At 47.5% G+C, this 15,835-nt stretch carries 14 protein-coding genes; 3 read left to right on the forward strand and 11 right to left on the reverse strand.

Going from position 1 to position 15,835, the window contains the following annotated elements; genetic code table 11:
- Window positions 1-77 precede the first annotated feature (77 nt).
- From HP398_RS15760 to HP398_RS15780, 5 genes are all read right to left on the reverse strand, one after another.
- Entirely contained in the window at window positions 78-992 is a 915-nt protein-coding gene (locus HP398_RS15760) for an NAD(P)-dependent alcohol dehydrogenase (protein ID WP_026043263.1), read from the reverse strand.
- Window positions 993-1,076: 84 nt separating this feature from the next.
- Window positions 1,077-3,737 carry a winged helix-turn-helix domain-containing protein gene (locus HP398_RS15765; RefSeq protein WP_173623077.1) on the reverse strand — a complete coding sequence of 887 codons (2,661 nt, stop codon included), beginning with the start codon at window positions 3,735-3,737 and terminating at the stop codon, window positions 1,077-1,079.
- Window positions 3,738-4,026: 289 nt separating this feature from the next.
- The gene (locus HP398_RS15770; RefSeq protein ID WP_017250816.1) at window positions 4,027-4,464 is read right to left on the reverse strand and encodes an SRPBCC family protein; all 438 of its coding nucleotides are present in this window, start codon (window positions 4,462-4,464) and stop codon (window positions 4,027-4,029) included.
- Window positions 4,465-4,551: 87 nt separating this feature from the next.
- Window positions 4,552-5,313: a DUF4253 domain-containing protein gene (locus tag HP398_RS15775; protein ID WP_173623078.1), complete on the reverse strand. Its 762-nt coding sequence runs from the start codon at window positions 5,311-5,313 to the stop codon at window positions 4,552-4,554.
- A gap of 130 nt (window positions 5,314-5,443) precedes the next feature.
- A complete protein-coding gene (locus HP398_RS15780) occupies window positions 5,444-6,559 on the reverse strand; it encodes a serine hydrolase domain-containing protein (protein ID WP_173623079.1) in 1,116 nt (371 codons plus the stop codon).
- Window positions 6,560-6,901: 342 nt separating this feature from the next.
- Between HP398_RS15780 and HP398_RS15785 the strand changes: the two genes are divergently transcribed.
- Window positions 6,902-7,468 (forward strand): DUF4062 domain-containing protein, encoded by a 567-nt coding sequence (locus HP398_RS15785; RefSeq protein WP_173623080.1) that lies wholly within the window; start codon window positions 6,902-6,904, stop codon window positions 7,466-7,468.
- A gap of 161 nt (window positions 7,469-7,629) precedes the next feature.
- Here HP398_RS15785 and HP398_RS15790 read toward each other — a convergent pair whose 3' ends face one another.
- From HP398_RS15790 to HP398_RS15805, 4 genes are all read right to left on the reverse strand, one after another.
- Window positions 7,630-8,118, reverse strand: coding sequence for an imm68 putative immunity domain-containing protein (locus HP398_RS15790; RefSeq protein ID WP_173623081.1), 489 nt, complete (start codon window positions 8,116-8,118; stop codon window positions 7,630-7,632).
- Window positions 8,119-8,196: 78 nt separating this feature from the next.
- Complete coding sequence (locus HP398_RS15795; protein WP_173623082.1) at window positions 8,197-9,870, reverse strand: DUF6138 family protein; 1,674 nt, start codon at window positions 9,868-9,870, stop codon at window positions 8,197-8,199.
- A 452-nt stretch (window positions 9,871-10,322) separates the two neighbouring features.
- On the reverse strand, window positions 10,323-11,303 hold the full coding sequence (locus tag HP398_RS15800; protein WP_017250810.1) for a BtrH N-terminal domain-containing protein: 981 nt from the start codon (window positions 11,301-11,303) through the stop codon (window positions 10,323-10,325).
- Entirely contained in the window at window positions 11,287-11,859 is a 573-nt protein-coding gene (locus tag HP398_RS15805; protein WP_017250809.1) for a PadR family transcriptional regulator, read from the reverse strand. Before HP398_RS15805 ends, HP398_RS15800 begins: the two co-directional genes overlap by 17 nt.
- 892 nt (window positions 11,860-12,751) lie before the next feature.
- Between HP398_RS15805 and HP398_RS15810 the strand changes: the two genes are divergently transcribed.
- Complete coding sequence (locus HP398_RS15810; protein ID WP_017250808.1) at window positions 12,752-13,627, forward strand: hypothetical protein; 876 nt, start codon at window positions 12,752-12,754, stop codon at window positions 13,625-13,627.
- A gap of 53 nt (window positions 13,628-13,680) precedes the next feature.
- Here HP398_RS15810 and HP398_RS15815 read toward each other — a convergent pair whose 3' ends face one another.
- Together HP398_RS15815 and HP398_RS15820 are read right to left on the reverse strand one after the other, a co-directional pair.
- Window positions 13,681-14,127 carry an SRPBCC family protein gene (locus tag HP398_RS15815; RefSeq protein WP_017250807.1) on the reverse strand — a complete coding sequence of 149 codons (447 nt, stop codon included), beginning with the start codon at window positions 14,125-14,127 and terminating at the stop codon, window positions 13,681-13,683.
- A gap of 64 nt (window positions 14,128-14,191) precedes the next feature.
- A complete protein-coding gene (locus HP398_RS15820; RefSeq protein ID WP_017250806.1) occupies window positions 14,192-14,626 on the reverse strand; it encodes an Lrp/AsnC family transcriptional regulator in 435 nt (144 codons plus the stop codon).
- 148 nt (window positions 14,627-14,774) lie between these two features.
- On the opposite strand from HP398_RS15820, the gene HP398_RS15825 reads away from it, so the two are divergent.
- Window positions 14,775-15,752, forward strand: coding sequence for an oxidoreductase (locus tag HP398_RS15825; protein ID WP_017250805.1), 978 nt, complete (start codon window positions 14,775-14,777; stop codon window positions 15,750-15,752).
- Window positions 15,753-15,835 lie beyond the last annotated feature (83 nt).

Genomic DNA, 15,835 nt, shown 5'->3' on the forward strand with positions numbered 1-15,835 from the left:
GTCCGAAAGTCAGTCTAAAACATTATTTTCTTTGAACAAGAGTTGCCCCCTTTGTCTTTCATTTTGGCACAATTTCATCATGTTCTAACCTTGATCACGACATTCCCCTTCTTCCGCCCTGTCTCCACATACTTATGTGCCTCCGATACTTGTTCCAGCGAATAACTTCTATCAATAACCGCTTTTATCTGCCCTGCCTCCATCAGCTCTTTAAGAAAATCCAAATCCTCCGTTCGCACCTTTGCAATCCCTTGCCCATCCACTGTTAGGAATAACCCGTCCGGCGCCAGTGCTTTTATGCAATGGGACTTCGTTACTTTCCCAACCGCATCAAATACAATGTCATACCGCTCTTCTTTTTTCGTAAAATCTTCTTTCGTGTAATCGATGACGTTATCGGCTCCCAACGATTTCACCAAATCTAAATTGGCAGAACTACACACTGCTGTCACCTCAGCCCCAAAATACTTGGCAAGCTGTACCGCGGATGTCCCTACCGATCCAGAAGCCCCGTAGATCAGCACTTTTTGTCCCTTTTGCAGCTTTCCTTTTCGAAAAAAATGCAAGGCGGTCGTTCCCCCGAAAGGAATCGCGGCGGCTTCTTCATGTGTTACGTTTGTCGGTTTTAACCCCACGATTGCGTTTTCCTTCAGACTGATGTACTCCGCATGCGCCCCGCATCGCATCCCGCTTAATGCATAGACGTGGTCGCCTTTTTGAAATCGCGTTACATGTTTTCCGATCGCTTCGACTTCCCCAGATAGCTCGACACCGAGAATAGGATTTCGCGGTTTGGTGAGACCGAGCACAAGGCGCATGGGAATCCAGAGCAAGAACGGACTTTTGAAGGCTCGTATTCTACAGTCTCCAGATGTAACTGTTGTTGCATGAACTTTTATCAAGATTTCATTATCCTTAGGTCTAGGCTTCTCTACTTCTCTTAGCTCCAAAACATCTGGTGATCCGTATTTCGTGCATACCACGGCTCTCATTGACATCCTCCTAACCTGTACTTTGCCATGAGTATAGCGGGAGCACGGTATTGCTATACAGATACTTAAGTATTGTTTTGAAATTTACAGCAAGCCCAACTGGCGAGCCCGTGCAACTGCTTCCGTACGCCGCTGTACCTGCAGCTTGTCAAAGATATTCCGGTTGTGCCCTTTCACCGTACTGAGTGCGAGGAACAGCTGCTGGGCAATGTCACGATTCGATAATCCTTTTTCGATGAGCTGCAAAATTTCAAGCTCTCGCTCACTAAGTGGCTCGATCAGGGAATCAACATGGTGGGGCAGATTCGAATTGCCTCCTTCCCTTTTCGGCTCTTCCTCTTTCCACTCCGCAAGTAGCTTTTCTCTATAACGTGGCATCGTTTCATAGACTTCCGCATCACACAATAACCTTTTCATCGGGATACCTTCGTCGACAAATGTACGAATGAAGCCACCCGGCTCCGCTATTACCAAAGCGTCTTTCACCATTTGCGCAGCTTTTGCTTGATCACCATGCGCATGCAGAACAACCGCTAGTAAAAGCATGATCTTGAGTCGTTCATCCTCTAACTGTTTTGCCCTTGCCTGCTCGAGTAATGGTTCGAGCACCGCAAGTGCTGCGGACGTATTTCCCTGTGCCAGAAGTACACGGGCTTGGAGCAGGGGAAGGTCGTGCTTCTGTGCCAATCGGGCTGCCGCTGTCAGGTTGTCCTGCTGAAGTAATAGAAGGACTTGTGCTTCGGCAATAGGAGGCATCTGCATGATAAAGCCATGCTTGCGAGCAACATGCTCAGCATTTGCAATCATGGCAGCCGCTCCACTAACGTCTCCTTGTGCTAGCTTCAGTCTAGCGAGAAACACCTGCGTTGCCACGACTCTGTCCGTTTGTTCCAGCTGACGTGCTAATTGAATGGACTGTTGACCATGATGTTCCGCTGTACGCAGGTCGTTCCATTCATAAAAAATCCGGGCCAGGCCTAGATGCGATTCACAAGCAGCTGGTAAGGGAGGAGAACCAGCCAATTTTCGTACATGCTGATAAGTCTCAGCCGCCATATGGAGCTGATTATCTGCCTCTTGTAGCTTCGCTAGTCCAATCGTGGCCATCATGGTGATCATGACATGGCCAATCTTCTCACTGTTTGATAATGCCTCCTGGTAAGCCTTACTGGCTGCGATACGATTCCCTTGAAGGTGATAAGCATACCCCAGCGACCAAGTAGTGGCTGTGCGAACTGGCAAGTTGTCAGGATGCAGGTACTCTAAAGCTCGCTTGGCCTCGGCCATGATGTCCTCTGATTGATGCTTGCTCACAGCCAATGTGGCGCGTATAGCAGCGATATGCCCAAGAGTATCTCTGGACCTGGCCTCTTGTTTCAAACCTTGTAATGCTTTTTCAGCGGCTACCAATTTTGGTTCAACGCCAGTCACTTGACCAGTCATCAGCAAGGCAGAGGCGTACATCACCCACAGCGCGGGTCTTGCATCCAACTCCTCGTGTGATAACGACTCCAGCCAGTTCCGTACTGGGATTACCCCTCCACGAAAGAGCAGCGGCATCCTCTCTCCCTCAACCAGTCGCGCTGCTCGTGATGTATCATTGGCGGCCACTGCATGGTAAAAAGCTTCCATCTCCAGACCAGTGTCTTCATACCAAATGCTTGCTCGGGTATGTAATTCTGCGAGAATACGTTCGCCCTCTCCTGTTTTCGATGAAAAACGCTGATGGAGCCTCTGCCGTAGTAAATCAGCAAAAAGATGGTGATAGCGGTACCAACGCCGCTCGCTGTCCAGCGGAACGATAAACAAATTGGCTCGTTCGAGGAATTCTAACGTTTCCTGGCCTGAACCTGAACCGATACCACTTTCGCCAAAAATGGCGTCACAAAGAGGACCGGACAATCGGGCGAGGATGGATGTATGCAGCAAGAATGCTTGAATGCTTGCAGATTGCTGGGTAAGTACTTCTTCCACCAGATAGTCAAGGATAAAATGGTGACTGCCGGAAAAAGATCGAAGGTAGGTTGCGATATCTATTTGTTCTTTCATGGAAAGAGCCGCTAACTGTAGACCCGCAATCCAGCCTTCTGTGCGGGCTTCGAGCAGAGCGATGTTTTCCGGTGATAGCTCTAAACCCATCACTGTCTCCAGAAATTCTGCTGCTTCCGAGTAGGTAAAGCGCAAATCGGACGCGCGTACTTCATTCAATTGGTTCCGCACACGTAACCGAGCGATAGGCAGACGCGGTTCCTCACGGGTCGCAATTACCAGATGTATTTGCGGTGGCATGCGTTCAAGCAGGAATGAGATGGCATCATCGAGTGGCCCCGTTTTCAATACGTGGTAATCATCGAAGACTAGAACAAAAGGGTTGGGTACTGCGATTATTTCATGAAGCAGAGTCGTGATCATCGATTCGAGTGGTAGAGGTTGAGGGGAATGGAGCAAAGGAAATATGCCCGCTCCAATATTCGGGTCAATGTTTTGTAGAGCTGTGAAGAGATATGTAAGAAAACACGCAGGGTCATTATCCCCTTCATCCATGGAAATCCAGGCGAAGGGTCGATCACCGCTGGCGAGCCATTTACTGACAAGTGTCGTTTTCCCGGAGCCTGCTGGTGCTGAAATGACCGTCAGTTTACGGTTTAGCCCCTCGTTTAACTGCTCGATCAGTCGATGACGGGTAACGGTCTTCAACCGTGGCGGGGGCATATACAGTTTGGTGGTTACAATTGGAATTGTCATAAAGAAATTATAAGGATCGCCGTCTCTAAGCGTCAACTCCGCCGACTTTGTGATTTACTCTCTGCTTTTTTCAAGTTGCTCGATACTCGGTATTGGCCGATTTTCCTGATCAGATCATAAGGTAAAGGCTGATTGATCGGAAATGGCAATGTTCCTTTCGACTTGTGATAATCCTTCACTTCCTCTTTGAACTCCTTATTCCGCTTGAATGCCTTTATTATCTCCCAAAACGTGCATGACACAAAAAAACACGCCGAGCTGGCGTGTTTTCGTTTTGGTGGCAAGGATGCTATTTCGTTATACGTTTTCCAATAGCCTCCACGAGCTCCCTCGTTGTCTTCGGAAGATTGGATTTTAGAATGGAATTGATCATGGGGCCCTTCACACCATGGGCGGTGATATCCAGACACCCCGTCATTTTCGTCCGCGCCTCACCCAGTGCCTTCGCTTTGAAATAACCCTCTCCGGTAAAATTCCCGCTGATCCCTGTCAGGTTGAACCTCACCTCAGTTGGCGGAGTCCATTCAGTGATATCCACTTGCAGGCTGATCGTTTTCTTCATGATGCCGATTTCGCCTGTAAACGTCCAAGCGACACGACGTTCATTGATTACCTCGTGGCTGATGTAGCCAGGTACCAGTGGAACCCAATTCTCCACTATACTCACAAACTGCCATACCGCCCCGATGGGCAGGTTCAGCTCCACATCATGTATTCCTTGAGGCATGATTTGCTCATTCCTTCCCCCAGTGTTCTTTGGTATCTTGTTATGTTTATTGTAGGAACACGGGAGATATTTCAGGAATATGGCGAGCTAATCCCACCAAAAAAACCACACATCCTGTTTCATCAAATAATCGGCATAATGCCCTAAGGAAGGAAACTCATCCAAGACGTACTGACAAAAGATGAAATGCTCTTGTGCCAGCTTTAGGGCCTCCTGGTAGGTCTGTGGTCTTGAACCGGCTTGAAAAATCCAAGCGTCCTCTGTCACAGCGAGAATCCTGATCCCATATACCTCCTGCCAGTGCTTTACGATAACGGACTGGTAAACGGGCAATGGGCATTCATTAAAGCCGCCCATTGGAATCCACAACGGCGCTTCATAACCAGATGCTAGCGGCAATTCCAGGACAATCAAGGCGTCATCCTCTAATCGATCCTGTACCCATGCTTCACTGATTTGAAAGGACTCCGTCTCTGTTTCACTTAGTTGTTCATCGATTAGCTCCTGGCCTTCCCATATCAGAGAATATGCCCGATAGATATCTTCAAAGTTCTTTCCATCCAAATTTTGTAGCTCGGATGAAATGTCTGTATACAAAAGTCGAGATTTTACAATTCGCCGAAAGACATCCTCTACGGATAGATGATGAACTTCCTCTAGCTGGTTATGTACATAATCAGAGAGTGATCCTTCTTCGTCTACCGCTTCTTCTATCATCTCTAGTATATTATAGCTAGGCAGGACCAAGATTCTGTGCTTATCTACCTTTGTAGCAGGTATCGTGAAATCCTCCGCAGCAACCACTTCTATGTCACATTTCTTTAGGTAATTCGACAACTCTTCTACCATCGTCACACCTCTTTTGTTGTTGTTTTGTTCAAATCATAGGATTACTCCTCTATTTTACTTCAATTTCCATATACAGTGGAAATGAACAAAAAGCAAAAAGAAAAATGCTTGGATTCCCAAGCATTTATGTTTACTTGTCAATATTGGAAGCTTGACGGGGTTTTGCCTTCGCTAATTTGCGCAGCACATGAAAAAAGAGATAGTTCATCCCTTTTGCTTGATACGTAGTCTGATTGAAGCTCCCGATCAGATATACCTCCCTATTGGGAAAATAAAGCATGTAGCTGCCACTCGCCCCTAAGTGACCCCATCCCGTATACTTTTGCGTGAACGGAAGAAAACGCATCCGCATGAGTCCATAGCCATAATCCATGCCGATCCGCATGTTGTTCCACTGCTGCATGATCTCGAGCGTTTCTTTTTTAATCATCTGATTCTGGACGAGTGCTTTCATGAAACGCAGCTGATCTTCCATTGTACTTACGGTTTGTCCTCCCGCGTAAAAACTACTGAAGCTGCGGTAGTTTTCTACATTTATTTTTATCCTGTCCAAATGTAGATGGGCTACCGGATGCTCACTTTTGCTGACGGGATTGGAATACTGAGATAAATAAGAGTGATTCATTTGAAGGGGGTTAAATATGTAGTCATGGAGAACTTCGTGGTATGGTTTGGCAGTAACCTTTTCAATCACGAGCCCTAACAGATTGTACCCTGTGTCTGTATAATGAACGCGTTTCCCGGGCTCAAAGTGCGGCTGTAAGTGCTTTTTCGACCATTGTATGGTTTCTTGCGACGTCCAATAGCGTGAAGAATCCTCCAGAATCTCTTCTAGGAATCCTTTCCCTCCCTTCGGCTTTTCTTCAAAGAAATCTGGTAATCCAGAAGTATTGTTGAGTAAATGCTTGATCTGAATTTCGTTTGTGTAATCTTTTCCTTTCCAGATGTGGAGATCTTTTCGAATCTCAGTCGGTAAATAGTTGGCAATGGGGTCGTCAAACGTAACGAGACCTTTTTCTGCTAGGATCGATACGATCACAGCCGTAAAAGCCTTGCCCACACTAGCCGTGTGATAGGGTTGATTCGGGTTGGCTGTCCCCCCATCAGTATTGCCAGCCGCTATTGGCCAGTGGATATCCAGCTTCTCAGAATGGATTAACAAATAGACATTGTGCAGTTGTGGATCAGAAGCTACTTTGGCCTTCAGGTTGCTCTCTATTTCACTCCTTATCAATTCATTGCTCATTTGTCTCCCTCCCACTTCACTCACCAGCAAGGACTTATGCGCCCGCTACTGATAAGCTATGTGCATTCTCTTGCCAATTATGAGCATAGGAATGAATAAGCTCGGTATCGAATAACAATACCGAGCTTTCTTCCAAAATACTCTACGAATTTCTCCTTACTCTTTATCTATACTTTTCGCATAGGTTGGATAACTAACAAAGGTAAAGAAAAAAATGGCCAATTTAGAAGTCTTTGAAGAATAAAAAAACACAGATCAGGAATTAACGATTCACTTCACTGGAAAATAAAGTGAGTGAGTGGTAGATTCTATTTATACTAATTCTTTAATTTGGGTGGGCCTATGAGAAAAAAATTGCAAATTTACATATCGTCTACTTACTACGATCTTATTGAGGAAAGACATACCGCTGTTGAAGCCGTACTTCAAGTCGGTCATATCCCTGCTGGAATCGAGCAATTTTTCAAGGAAAGTCCAATGAAAATTAGGAAGAGATGGATCGACGAGTCCGATGTATATATCCTGATTCTCGGAGGATTCTATGGTTTAACGCTTCCTGATGAATCCAAGAGCTATACACAGTGGGAATATGAGTATGCCGGAGAAGCGGGCAAACCTAGATTTGCTTTTGTTGTCACAGATGAAGCATTAAGACAAAAGCCATACGACTTCGCAGCAATTGAGTACTATCAGAAGTTTCAAGAGTTTAAGCAATCTGTCATGGAACAAATTCCTACTTATTATGTTGAAGATGTACGGCACATTAAAATGGTACTTCGTGATCAATTGCCGGAGTATGCAGCAAGAGACGATTTGTACGGCTGGTTTTCCGGCAAGGATGTCCCGGACGTTCAAAAGCTGTTGGAAGAGAATGCAAGATTAAAGGCGGAGTTGGAGAAAAAGAAATGAAAGAGGGGCTGGCACAACCAGCCCCTTTCTTCCGTCTTCCATTAATATTCTAATGGTCCTCGCCAGCTTAGTGTTCTGCCTGGCAAACTTAAACGCCAACCATCTTTATTTGTAATGACCCATCGCCATATTCAAAGGATCGTTATCACAAACGATGCAACTTATACCAGCTCATCTGCGATTATTTTTGCCTTTTCCGCAAGCTCTCTCATATCATCGGCCGGAACAAGCTCGGCTAATTCGTAAGCCAGCGGATCACGTGAAAACTTATACAATTCATCCCGAAGCAGGTTCCTTTTTTCTTCAGAGGCATCTATATAAAGTTTGCACGGCTGCCTATCCTCATCCAAATCATGCAAATCGACATAGCCTGATTTTTGAGACTCCAACACAATGGCTGAAAGATCGATTAGAGCTGAGCAGGCAATATCAAGTTCTGCTCGAAACATGACGTTAGCATTTTTTATATCAAATCCAATACTTCCGCCGTTTTTCAAGTCTCCCTCGGAAAGCAGAACATCCAGACCCAAGTCCTTTAAAATCTGATTGAGCGTCACATCCGTTGCGTCCAATTGTTCCAAATAGTCTATTAATGCCAGTGAATCATCGGAACCGCCAATTAAATCTCCCCACCATTTACTTATGTACATGTTCTTCTCCCCCTTTCTTTTATGCATTGTAATTATCCATTAAGCCTACGTTTCAATGCCGCTTTCACCGAGCCACCATCAGGCTATACCCGCTGCCTTTAGCAGACGAATGATAAGCTCCTTGCGCGTTCCCCGCGCCTTGCGAGCCAATGCAGCCAGCTTCTCCGCCTTGCCCCAGATCGGGTACAGTACCCGCTCTGCCTCGTCATCCGACAGAGTCTCTATTTGCTGTACGAATAGCGACAGCTTGTCTTCGCTTTCCAGCTCCGGCTGAATCTTCAGCTTTAGCGAATCATGGGAGCGCAGCAGGCAGGCGATCAAGGTCGGAGTCGAGCGTTCCGTTATGCCATAGGTTTCGGCAAAAACGACTGTGAACTTGTCATGCACCAGCTGATGCTCATCATCCACAAAGTCCATGTAAGCTTCAACAAGCGGAAAATACCGCTCGGACGAAAGCCCCAGCCCGAACACAGCATAACTGCCCGGCATTACGCTTCTTTCGCTTTCCGTATCCTCGTACCATTCATACTCTTTCATCGCCTCTCGAGCGTATTCCTCCAATAAAGGATGTAGCTCGGAATAAGCCAGAGCATTCGCAAAAAATCGGTGCGTGTCCGATTTGGCTAGCCCCTTGATGGGTAAATTCTCTCTCACGCTAGATTTTAACTTGATTTTATAGCTTTTCGGGAATTCCTTTCGGAGCAGGGAGAGAATAAACGAAATCGCCCGCTCGTACGCCCCGGCTTCTTCCTTGCGAATAACGATTGTGAAGAGGGAAAAAACATCGTTAGCCTTGCATTCGACCGATTCATGACGCATATGGACGTCTTCTTGCGAGAAGCTGTCGCTGCCCTCCGTCAGCATACGCGCGGCTTTACCGCTACCAAGCTGCTTCGCCAGCTCCAGAAAAGTCTGGCCCATGAATTTGTTGAAGTCCGGCTCGTAACGAATAATCATCACCGCTCCGTACAACAGAAGGTCGATAGGCTGATTCGGTTCATCCTTATTCTCAAAAACAGCATCCGGCTTGATCACATACTCATTGGTCCTGTATTCGGAACAGGTGACGTCATAGTAATGCGGCAAAAATACATTCTCGGCCCAGTCGGTCAAAGCCCTAATGATATCTCTTCGATGCTCCGCGAGAGTCTCAACCCGTTCTTTATTCAACTCCTGAATCCGGTCAAATATAGCTATCGTCTTTGCGACTTCCGGTTCGGGGAATAAATACGGATCCAGCAGATGGCGCGCCAAAAAGAAGGTTTCCCGCCTGTTTGTCGGGTAAGAGCCCTTCTCCAGTTTTTCCTCCATATAGGACTGAATTCGCTCCAGAAGCTGCCGCTTTTTCTCTTCATATACAGTTTCCAGCACCGTTAATTCCACAAGCCCGTCCATCGTTGCGAAGGTTCCTTGGAAGGTAAAACGGTAGTTGATCAACGCCGACGTTTCCAACTTGTCCAGCCTCTCCCTTACGATTTCCGCCAGCAGGGGCTGAACCTCATGCAATATCTGCTCCCGCGTAAAGGGTGAAGCTTTCATCGACTTTTTGCCTGCGGCACTCCCCACAGATTTCGAACTGTCAACCCTAGTCCTGCCCGGCCGATAATCCAGCATGACAAAGTTAAAGATGCCTACTTGCAGCGTGGTGCGTAAGACCACTTCCTCTGCGTCCTTTCGATTCTCCCGTTCGTCAAACCATTTATGAATGGCTGTTTTCATCTCTCCCAGCGCTTCTTTCTGCAATTCGTTCATTGTCTCCCGCCTTTTCGCTTGTTCCATCTTTTCTCAACATAATCATACTATGGAAATGGAAAATCTTGTTGAAACTATATACCTCTCCCTCAGATCGGCTAAAGCTCAATCCTTAGTCCGTTCCTTTATATCAATAGCAAAAGGGAGAACGCCATAGAGGTCGTTCTCCCTGTTCAATCCAGTCAGCCCTACTTAAATTTGAGGAATATTCTGACCTACCTTTTTGGTGGTATACCTGGCACATATAGTATCTTCGGTAAAAGGGCACATTTGAAGAAATGCCTGAAAGAAACGGCAAACACCCAGAAATTATTTCAATAGAATTATGGGAGAAAGTCCAAGCAATAAATGACCTGCACAAGAATAAAATCCGTGTGAGGTGCTTAAGCTGACACTCGGTAAAAGCATGCGTGCCGAAAGGAATGATTGCGTTCAATGTAAGTATAAGGCTATCACAACAATAGCTCCATGGCTGCGCGTTCTTTATCCGCAATCTCGAGCAACAGCTTAGACGCATGCACGAGCTCTTGGTGATCACCTGTTCTTCCTGCATGGTCGATTGAAGCAGAGACGCTAACCCACATGGGAGCGATCTCTGTAAACATACAGTGGGCTTGTTCGATCCTCGGGTCCTCCAGCCGATCAGCACAATCTCTCAAATAATCCCTATACAGATTCCGAAATAAAGCGCCGCCGGTTCCCGCCCGCTCCATTAGCGTCGCGGTAAGACATAAATCATGTTCGAAATTGTTGCTGCGAGAAGGCCACTTCAAGATTTCATTGCTCATTTTAACAATGCCTTTATTACCAATATTCCGAATAGTCGGGTTCAGATAGTCATGCGCATTCATGGTCAAGGATTCGCGTATAGCAGGAACAAGCGGAAGCAATGCGTCGCTTGGCTCGATCGTAAAGGAACGATTCCGGGAGCTCATGGGTCCCTTTGCATTTCTGGCAGCGGCCAAGCTTGTCAAACGCGTCTTCACAAGTCCACCCTGTTGTCTGGTGTCCGCCATGTAGGCGTATTCGTCATCTATACCGTAAAGTACCGCATAGTGACCGGCGAAGTGCACTTTGTTCTTAAAATAATCCAAGTAATAGGCATCTAATTTAAGCCCAACCGGAATGCCGTGTTCGATGCTGCTTCGGACGTTCTGCCACGCCTTATTGACGGACGAGGTTTCTTGATATCTGACGTTCAAGCCGAGTCGTTCGGCGAGATGAGCGGTCAGTTTATCCGGTTTTACCCTTCCTCCGATGAAGGGGAAGTCCATTCCCTTCGAATCCCAGTATATGAATCCAAGCCCTTGCCCGAGTCCGAACAACATCGGCTCAGACAAGCGGACTCCCGCATATTGCATTAAATTGCCCATGGCGGTTGTTTCGCAATGTTCGCCTTGATAAGGAATGAAACCTTCAATAAATTTGTCCATGTCTACTTGCCTCCTCCAATAATTCATGTATTAAACGACTAACGAACGCTTGCTCGCTCTCGATTAAGCTGAATGGATGCAAGAACAACGCCCTTACGTTCAGCGGCAAGCTAGCTCCGCCTTGTGATTCGTACTTCTGTCTTATTTTTATCGAGGTTTGTCCAAGAAAATCCAGTCGTTTCCGTAAAGCCATGACGGCCTCTTCCTTCCCGATATGGGGCAAAGCGGCCAAACCGAGATCGAAGCGGTTGTCACGTTCCCGTGTAGACGACAGACTATCAAGAATTTCATTTCTCAGCTTACGTATACCCACTTCGGTGAGGGCAAACCGGGTAGGCGCTGGCCCCTTGCCGGATTTCTCGTCGGATGTCTCAGGCGAGATCCATCCTTTATCGCTAAGTTTCTTCAATCCTGCATAAATCGAAGTTGTACCGATATTCGCCCATTCTTTATAACCTCGCTGCTCGACTAACTTCATAATATCGTATCCGGAAGCTTGACGATGTTCCGCGATCATTTGCAGGAGCATGAATTCGACATTCGATAATGTATGCATAGAGAGACTCCTTATCTTGAGTATTTCATATATGGAATATAACGTAGGTGTAATAAAAATTCAATAACCGAATCTGCTAGAAAACTACAGCTTGAGAATGTTCAAATCAGGAACTGAAGAACTTCCGAATGTACGGGTCTTGAGGCGGCACTTGAGCTCGCGGCATTGACCTATCATGCCGATCTTTTTTTATACCCGGGTGATCAACACTACTTTGCGGAAAGACAGTTAACGGAGAACGTTAGTTCAACAAAACAGCGGCGAATAAAGGCTTTATTTTATAGCCTTTTTCCGCCGGACTACTATCACTATCGTCTTAATCTGCTGATATAACTACGATCAAACACTATTTTTTTTCTGATTGTGTGTACCATCAATTGTGATACGGCTCTCCGCGCTTGATCTCGTTAGCTTGTACCAGCGTCGCTGACACCACCCGCAAAGTATCAGAAGATGATAAGAGAAACTTATTGATAACCTCGTTATACACAAACTGCGCATCAGTGATCCCAGCTTTGAATATACCTCAAGTGATTTACGACATGGGGGATCGGATTGTTCCTTACACCAAACGAATATGAAAGCAGGTATCATCGATCGGCAGCTTTGACACACGGTGGCATTTACAGTGGACAAAAATTATGGAGGTGAAGGTGTGTATGGCTAACTATCATCGGCGTCAATACGAACGAATAATATCTGACAGATTAATGGAAAAGGGATACTTGATATCTAGATCTTCAAATGATGTACCCAAATACAGTATTCATGAAGAAGAAATACAGAAAGGGAAGCAACTCCTCCATTCTATAGTTGATCGACCCGGCCGTTCCTTGGGGACTCCCCCTCCGCCGTTCGAGGTGCGAGAATCTTCCTCGGGAGGGCCATGCCGATGAGGGATGCTACGGAGGGTCAGCAGGAGCACATCGAGACGCTGCCGCTGTTCTCCACCACGGACAAGGACGGACGGATGACTATGCTCCTGCCAGGACGTCGAGTCGGACGCGCGGCTCCGTTGCTGCCGTGGCTGCTCGCAGCCGCTGCACTGTGGGCGCTGACAGGCTCCGTGCCGTTCGGTGCCCTGCTCGGCCTGGCGCCAACACCGACGATCAGCATGTTCCTCGGTCATCCGGTCACGGTGGGCGTCGCCGTGGTGCTGTTGTTCTTCGCGATCGGTGCGACTGGCGGAGTGTACTCGCGAGCGGTCGAGCAGTTCGGACAGACCAGGGTCGCCGGCTTGTTCGTATCGCTCGCAGTCTCAGGAGGACTCGTCACAGACGCGGGAGTCCTCCTGCTCTGGACGCTGACAAGCGATCCGTCGCGACCATTCGACCTCGAGGCCATCGCAACGTCGCCGACGATCCCGCCAGAGCTCGGCGCCGTCGTCGGAGCCGGCTTCGCCCTCTGGGCCGCCATCACGCTCCTGCGGTTGCCCGGGTCGATCGCCCACGCCCGGCGGCGTCAGACGGACATCGCTCGCCTCCGCGTGGAGGGCTCGTCATTCACCGGGACGCTGACCGACGTGAGCTTCGCGAACCGCTGGCTCTTCGATCTCCCGATGTTCACGGTCGAGGTAGGTTACATTGTCGACGGTGCTCCTCGTGTCGTCTCAGCGCACATGCGCACCAGCGCCGACCGCGTCCCTGTCGTCGGCTCGCGCATACTCGTGCTGACCGACGATCGCGGAACCACACATTTGGAGCTGGACTCGTCCAATGGAGCGACATTCGAGCCAGACGTAAGGAAGTACGCCGCACCGGACGGCTGATGCTGCTGCCCTGACCGCTTCAACAATGGTCGTCAGCGTCTATTCAAAAGTCTTTATTCCCTCTCCAAAATAGAGACCTTTTGCCTGATTTCATTCAGAACTTCTTCCCAATGAAGCTTCATTTGCTCTCGTGTATTCTCATGATCCAAATTCTCTTGATGAAAACTAATTGTCGTTCGGTCAGGCTTGTCAGATAGCAGCCGGATTTGCAGGGTGGACGACTTTTCCCAATCCTTCATCGACCACTTTAAACGAAACTGCCGGAGCGGCTTTACAACACGGAACTGACCCGATATTCCTTCGCTGGAAATAAAGGTCTCCCCCTCCCTAAAGGTAAGGTTCGATACATGACCAAGCCATAATCTCACCCCTTCGGACGAGGTTAAAAACGCCCATGCCTGCTCTGGGGTAATGGGCATCGTCCTGCGTACACCTACTTGGAAGCCTGTCGATGCCGTTTGACCAACAATTTTGCGTGATTCGGTATTTTGATCCTTCATCGGAACACCTCTTCGATCATGTTTGTTAGCACTCATTTTTCATGAATGCAAAAATTGCGTTTTTTCACTCCGTACTTAGAACCAAACTTTTATTCTCGAATGGTTTCGAGAGAACAATTAAAGGCGTTGAAAATCCGTAAACGTGGCATGTATCCAAAAAGGCAGCCAGTGACTCGGTACTCTCAGTCAGCACCTTCATCAAATAATTGTACTCCCCGCTGATCCTGTAGAGATCGACAATCTCAGGTGCTCGTTCGCAGAATGCAATGAAATCCTTACACACACTCGTTTTAAACAGTACAAATGCAGTCGTGTGCTTGCCGAGCTTCTGGGGAGAAAGCTCCGTCCGATAAGCGGTTATGACGCCTTGCTCCTCCAACTTTCGCACTCTTTCCGTTACAGCTGGCTGCGACATCGCAATCATACGGCTCAACTCGGAAATGGGAATCCGGGCATTATCGTGAAGCACTGTCAAAATTTTATGATCGATTTGGTCCATCCGCACAGCACCTCATTTTTCGAAAGTGGGATACCTAAAACAAATAAAAATGTAAGGTAAATGACTTGAAATCCCTTCAAAAACTTATGTAAATTGTAAGCATTCTCCCATAAAATGTCACTCATAAACAGAAGAGGAGAATGAGAACATGACATTTACCGTAAACGAACCCATAAACATTGGCAACTTGCGCTTAAAAAACCGACTCATCATGTCGCCCATGCAGCAGTATCGGGGAACTCCTGAAGGTTTTGCCACGGACCATCATATCGAATTTTACAGCCGTAGGGCCAAGCATGTGTCTCTGGTGATTGTGGAATCGACCGCCGTCTCAGCCAACGGCAGACTGTTTCTCAACGACATCGGCATTTTTACCGACCAACATGTGGAGCCTTTGCGCAAAATAACAGAAGCTGTTCACGCAGAGCACACCCCGATCTTCGTCCAGTTGTCGCATGGCGGAAGGAAGGCTTCGCCTGATGTAACAAAGCAATTGGTCGCTCCAAGTGCTATTGCGTACGATGATTACTACGGGACCCCTAAGTCGCTGTCTCTTGCCGAAATAAAGAGCATCGTCGAAGAATACCGTTTGGCGGCAAAGAGAAGCGTCGAAGCAGGCTTTGATGGCATTGAACTTCACGCGGCGCACGGCTTTTTGCTTCACCAATTTTTATCGCCTTTGTCCAACACGCGGACGGATGCCTATGGTGGCACTTCCGAGAACAGGGCACGATTTTTGAAAGACGTACTTCTGGCGATTCGAGCCGAAGTGGGACGGGAATATCCAGTTATCATCCGTGTTTCTGCCACAGATTTTGTCCGAGGCGGTCTAACCCCAGAAGACTGGGTGCAAATGCTAAAGCCCATTGAGTCCGAATTGGATGCGATCGATGTCTCAACAGGGGGGCTGCTCCCGATCCAGCCTAGTGACGTCTATACGGCTTATCAGTTGCCTCATGCAGCTGCGATCAAACAACATGTCAGCATTCCGGTCATTGCCGTGGGAAAAATCTATAGCCGCAGTCTTGCCAATCGAATTCTCGAAGACCATCTCGTCGATAGTGTCGCGATTGGTCGCCCTCTCTTGGAAGACCCTGATTATGCAAAACGTCTTTTATTTGCCTAATCGACACAGGAATGACCCCAATTTGTTCACTTTCTTCATCAAAAAAAATGGTAGGATAGAGGCATCACTTCATAAAAAATGAG

It is taken from the genome of Brevibacillus sp. HB1.4B, from assembly GCF_013284285.1.
GTDB classification, from domain to species: Bacteria; Bacillota; Bacilli; order Brevibacillales; family Brevibacillaceae; genus Brevibacillus; species Brevibacillus porteri.

What these genes read in the sequence shown, in the direction of transcription:
- HP398_RS15760 (WP_026043263.1), bottom strand. Translation starts at nt 992, where the DNA reads ATGAGAGCCGTGGTATGCACGAAATACGGATCACCAGATGTTTTGGAG.
- HP398_RS15765 (WP_173623077.1), bottom strand. Translation starts at nt 3,737, where the DNA reads ATGACAATTCCAATTGTAACCACCAAACTGTATATGCCCCCGCCACGG.
- HP398_RS15770 (WP_017250816.1), bottom strand. Translation starts at nt 4,464, where the DNA reads ATGCCTCAAGGAATACATGATGTGGAGCTGAACCTGCCCATCGGGGCG.
- HP398_RS15775 (WP_173623078.1), bottom strand. Translation starts at nt 5,313, where the DNA reads ATGGTAGAAGAGTTGTCGAATTACCTAAAGAAATGTGACATAGAAGTG.
- HP398_RS15780 (WP_173623079.1), bottom strand. Translation starts at nt 6,559, where the DNA reads ATGAGCAATGAATTGATAAGGAGTGAAATAGAGAGCAACCTGAAGGCC.
- HP398_RS15785 (WP_173623080.1), top strand. Translation starts at nt 6,902, where the DNA reads ATGAGAAAAAAATTGCAAATTTACATATCGTCTACTTACTACGATCTT.
- HP398_RS15790 (WP_173623081.1), bottom strand. Translation starts at nt 8,118, where the DNA reads ATGTACATAAGTAAATGGTGGGGAGATTTAATTGGCGGTTCCGATGAT.
- HP398_RS15795 (WP_173623082.1), bottom strand. Translation starts at nt 9,870, where the DNA reads ATGAACGAATTGCAGAAAGAAGCGCTGGGAGAGATGAAAACAGCCATT.
- HP398_RS15800 (WP_017250810.1), bottom strand. Translation starts at nt 11,303, where the DNA reads ATGGACAAATTTATTGAAGGTTTCATTCCTTATCAAGGCGAACATTGC.
- HP398_RS15805 (WP_017250809.1), bottom strand. Translation starts at nt 11,859, where the DNA reads ATGCATACATTATCGAATGTCGAATTCATGCTCCTGCAAATGATCGCG.
- HP398_RS15810 (WP_017250808.1), top strand. Translation starts at nt 12,752, where the DNA reads ATGAGGGATGCTACGGAGGGTCAGCAGGAGCACATCGAGACGCTGCCG.
- HP398_RS15815 (WP_017250807.1), bottom strand. Translation starts at nt 14,127, where the DNA reads ATGAAGGATCAAAATACCGAATCACGCAAAATTGTTGGTCAAACGGCA.
- HP398_RS15820 (WP_017250806.1), bottom strand. Translation starts at nt 14,626, where the DNA reads ATGGACCAAATCGATCATAAAATTTTGACAGTGCTTCACGATAATGCC.
- HP398_RS15825 (WP_017250805.1), top strand. Translation starts at nt 14,775, where the DNA reads ATGACATTTACCGTAAACGAACCCATAAACATTGGCAACTTGCGCTTA.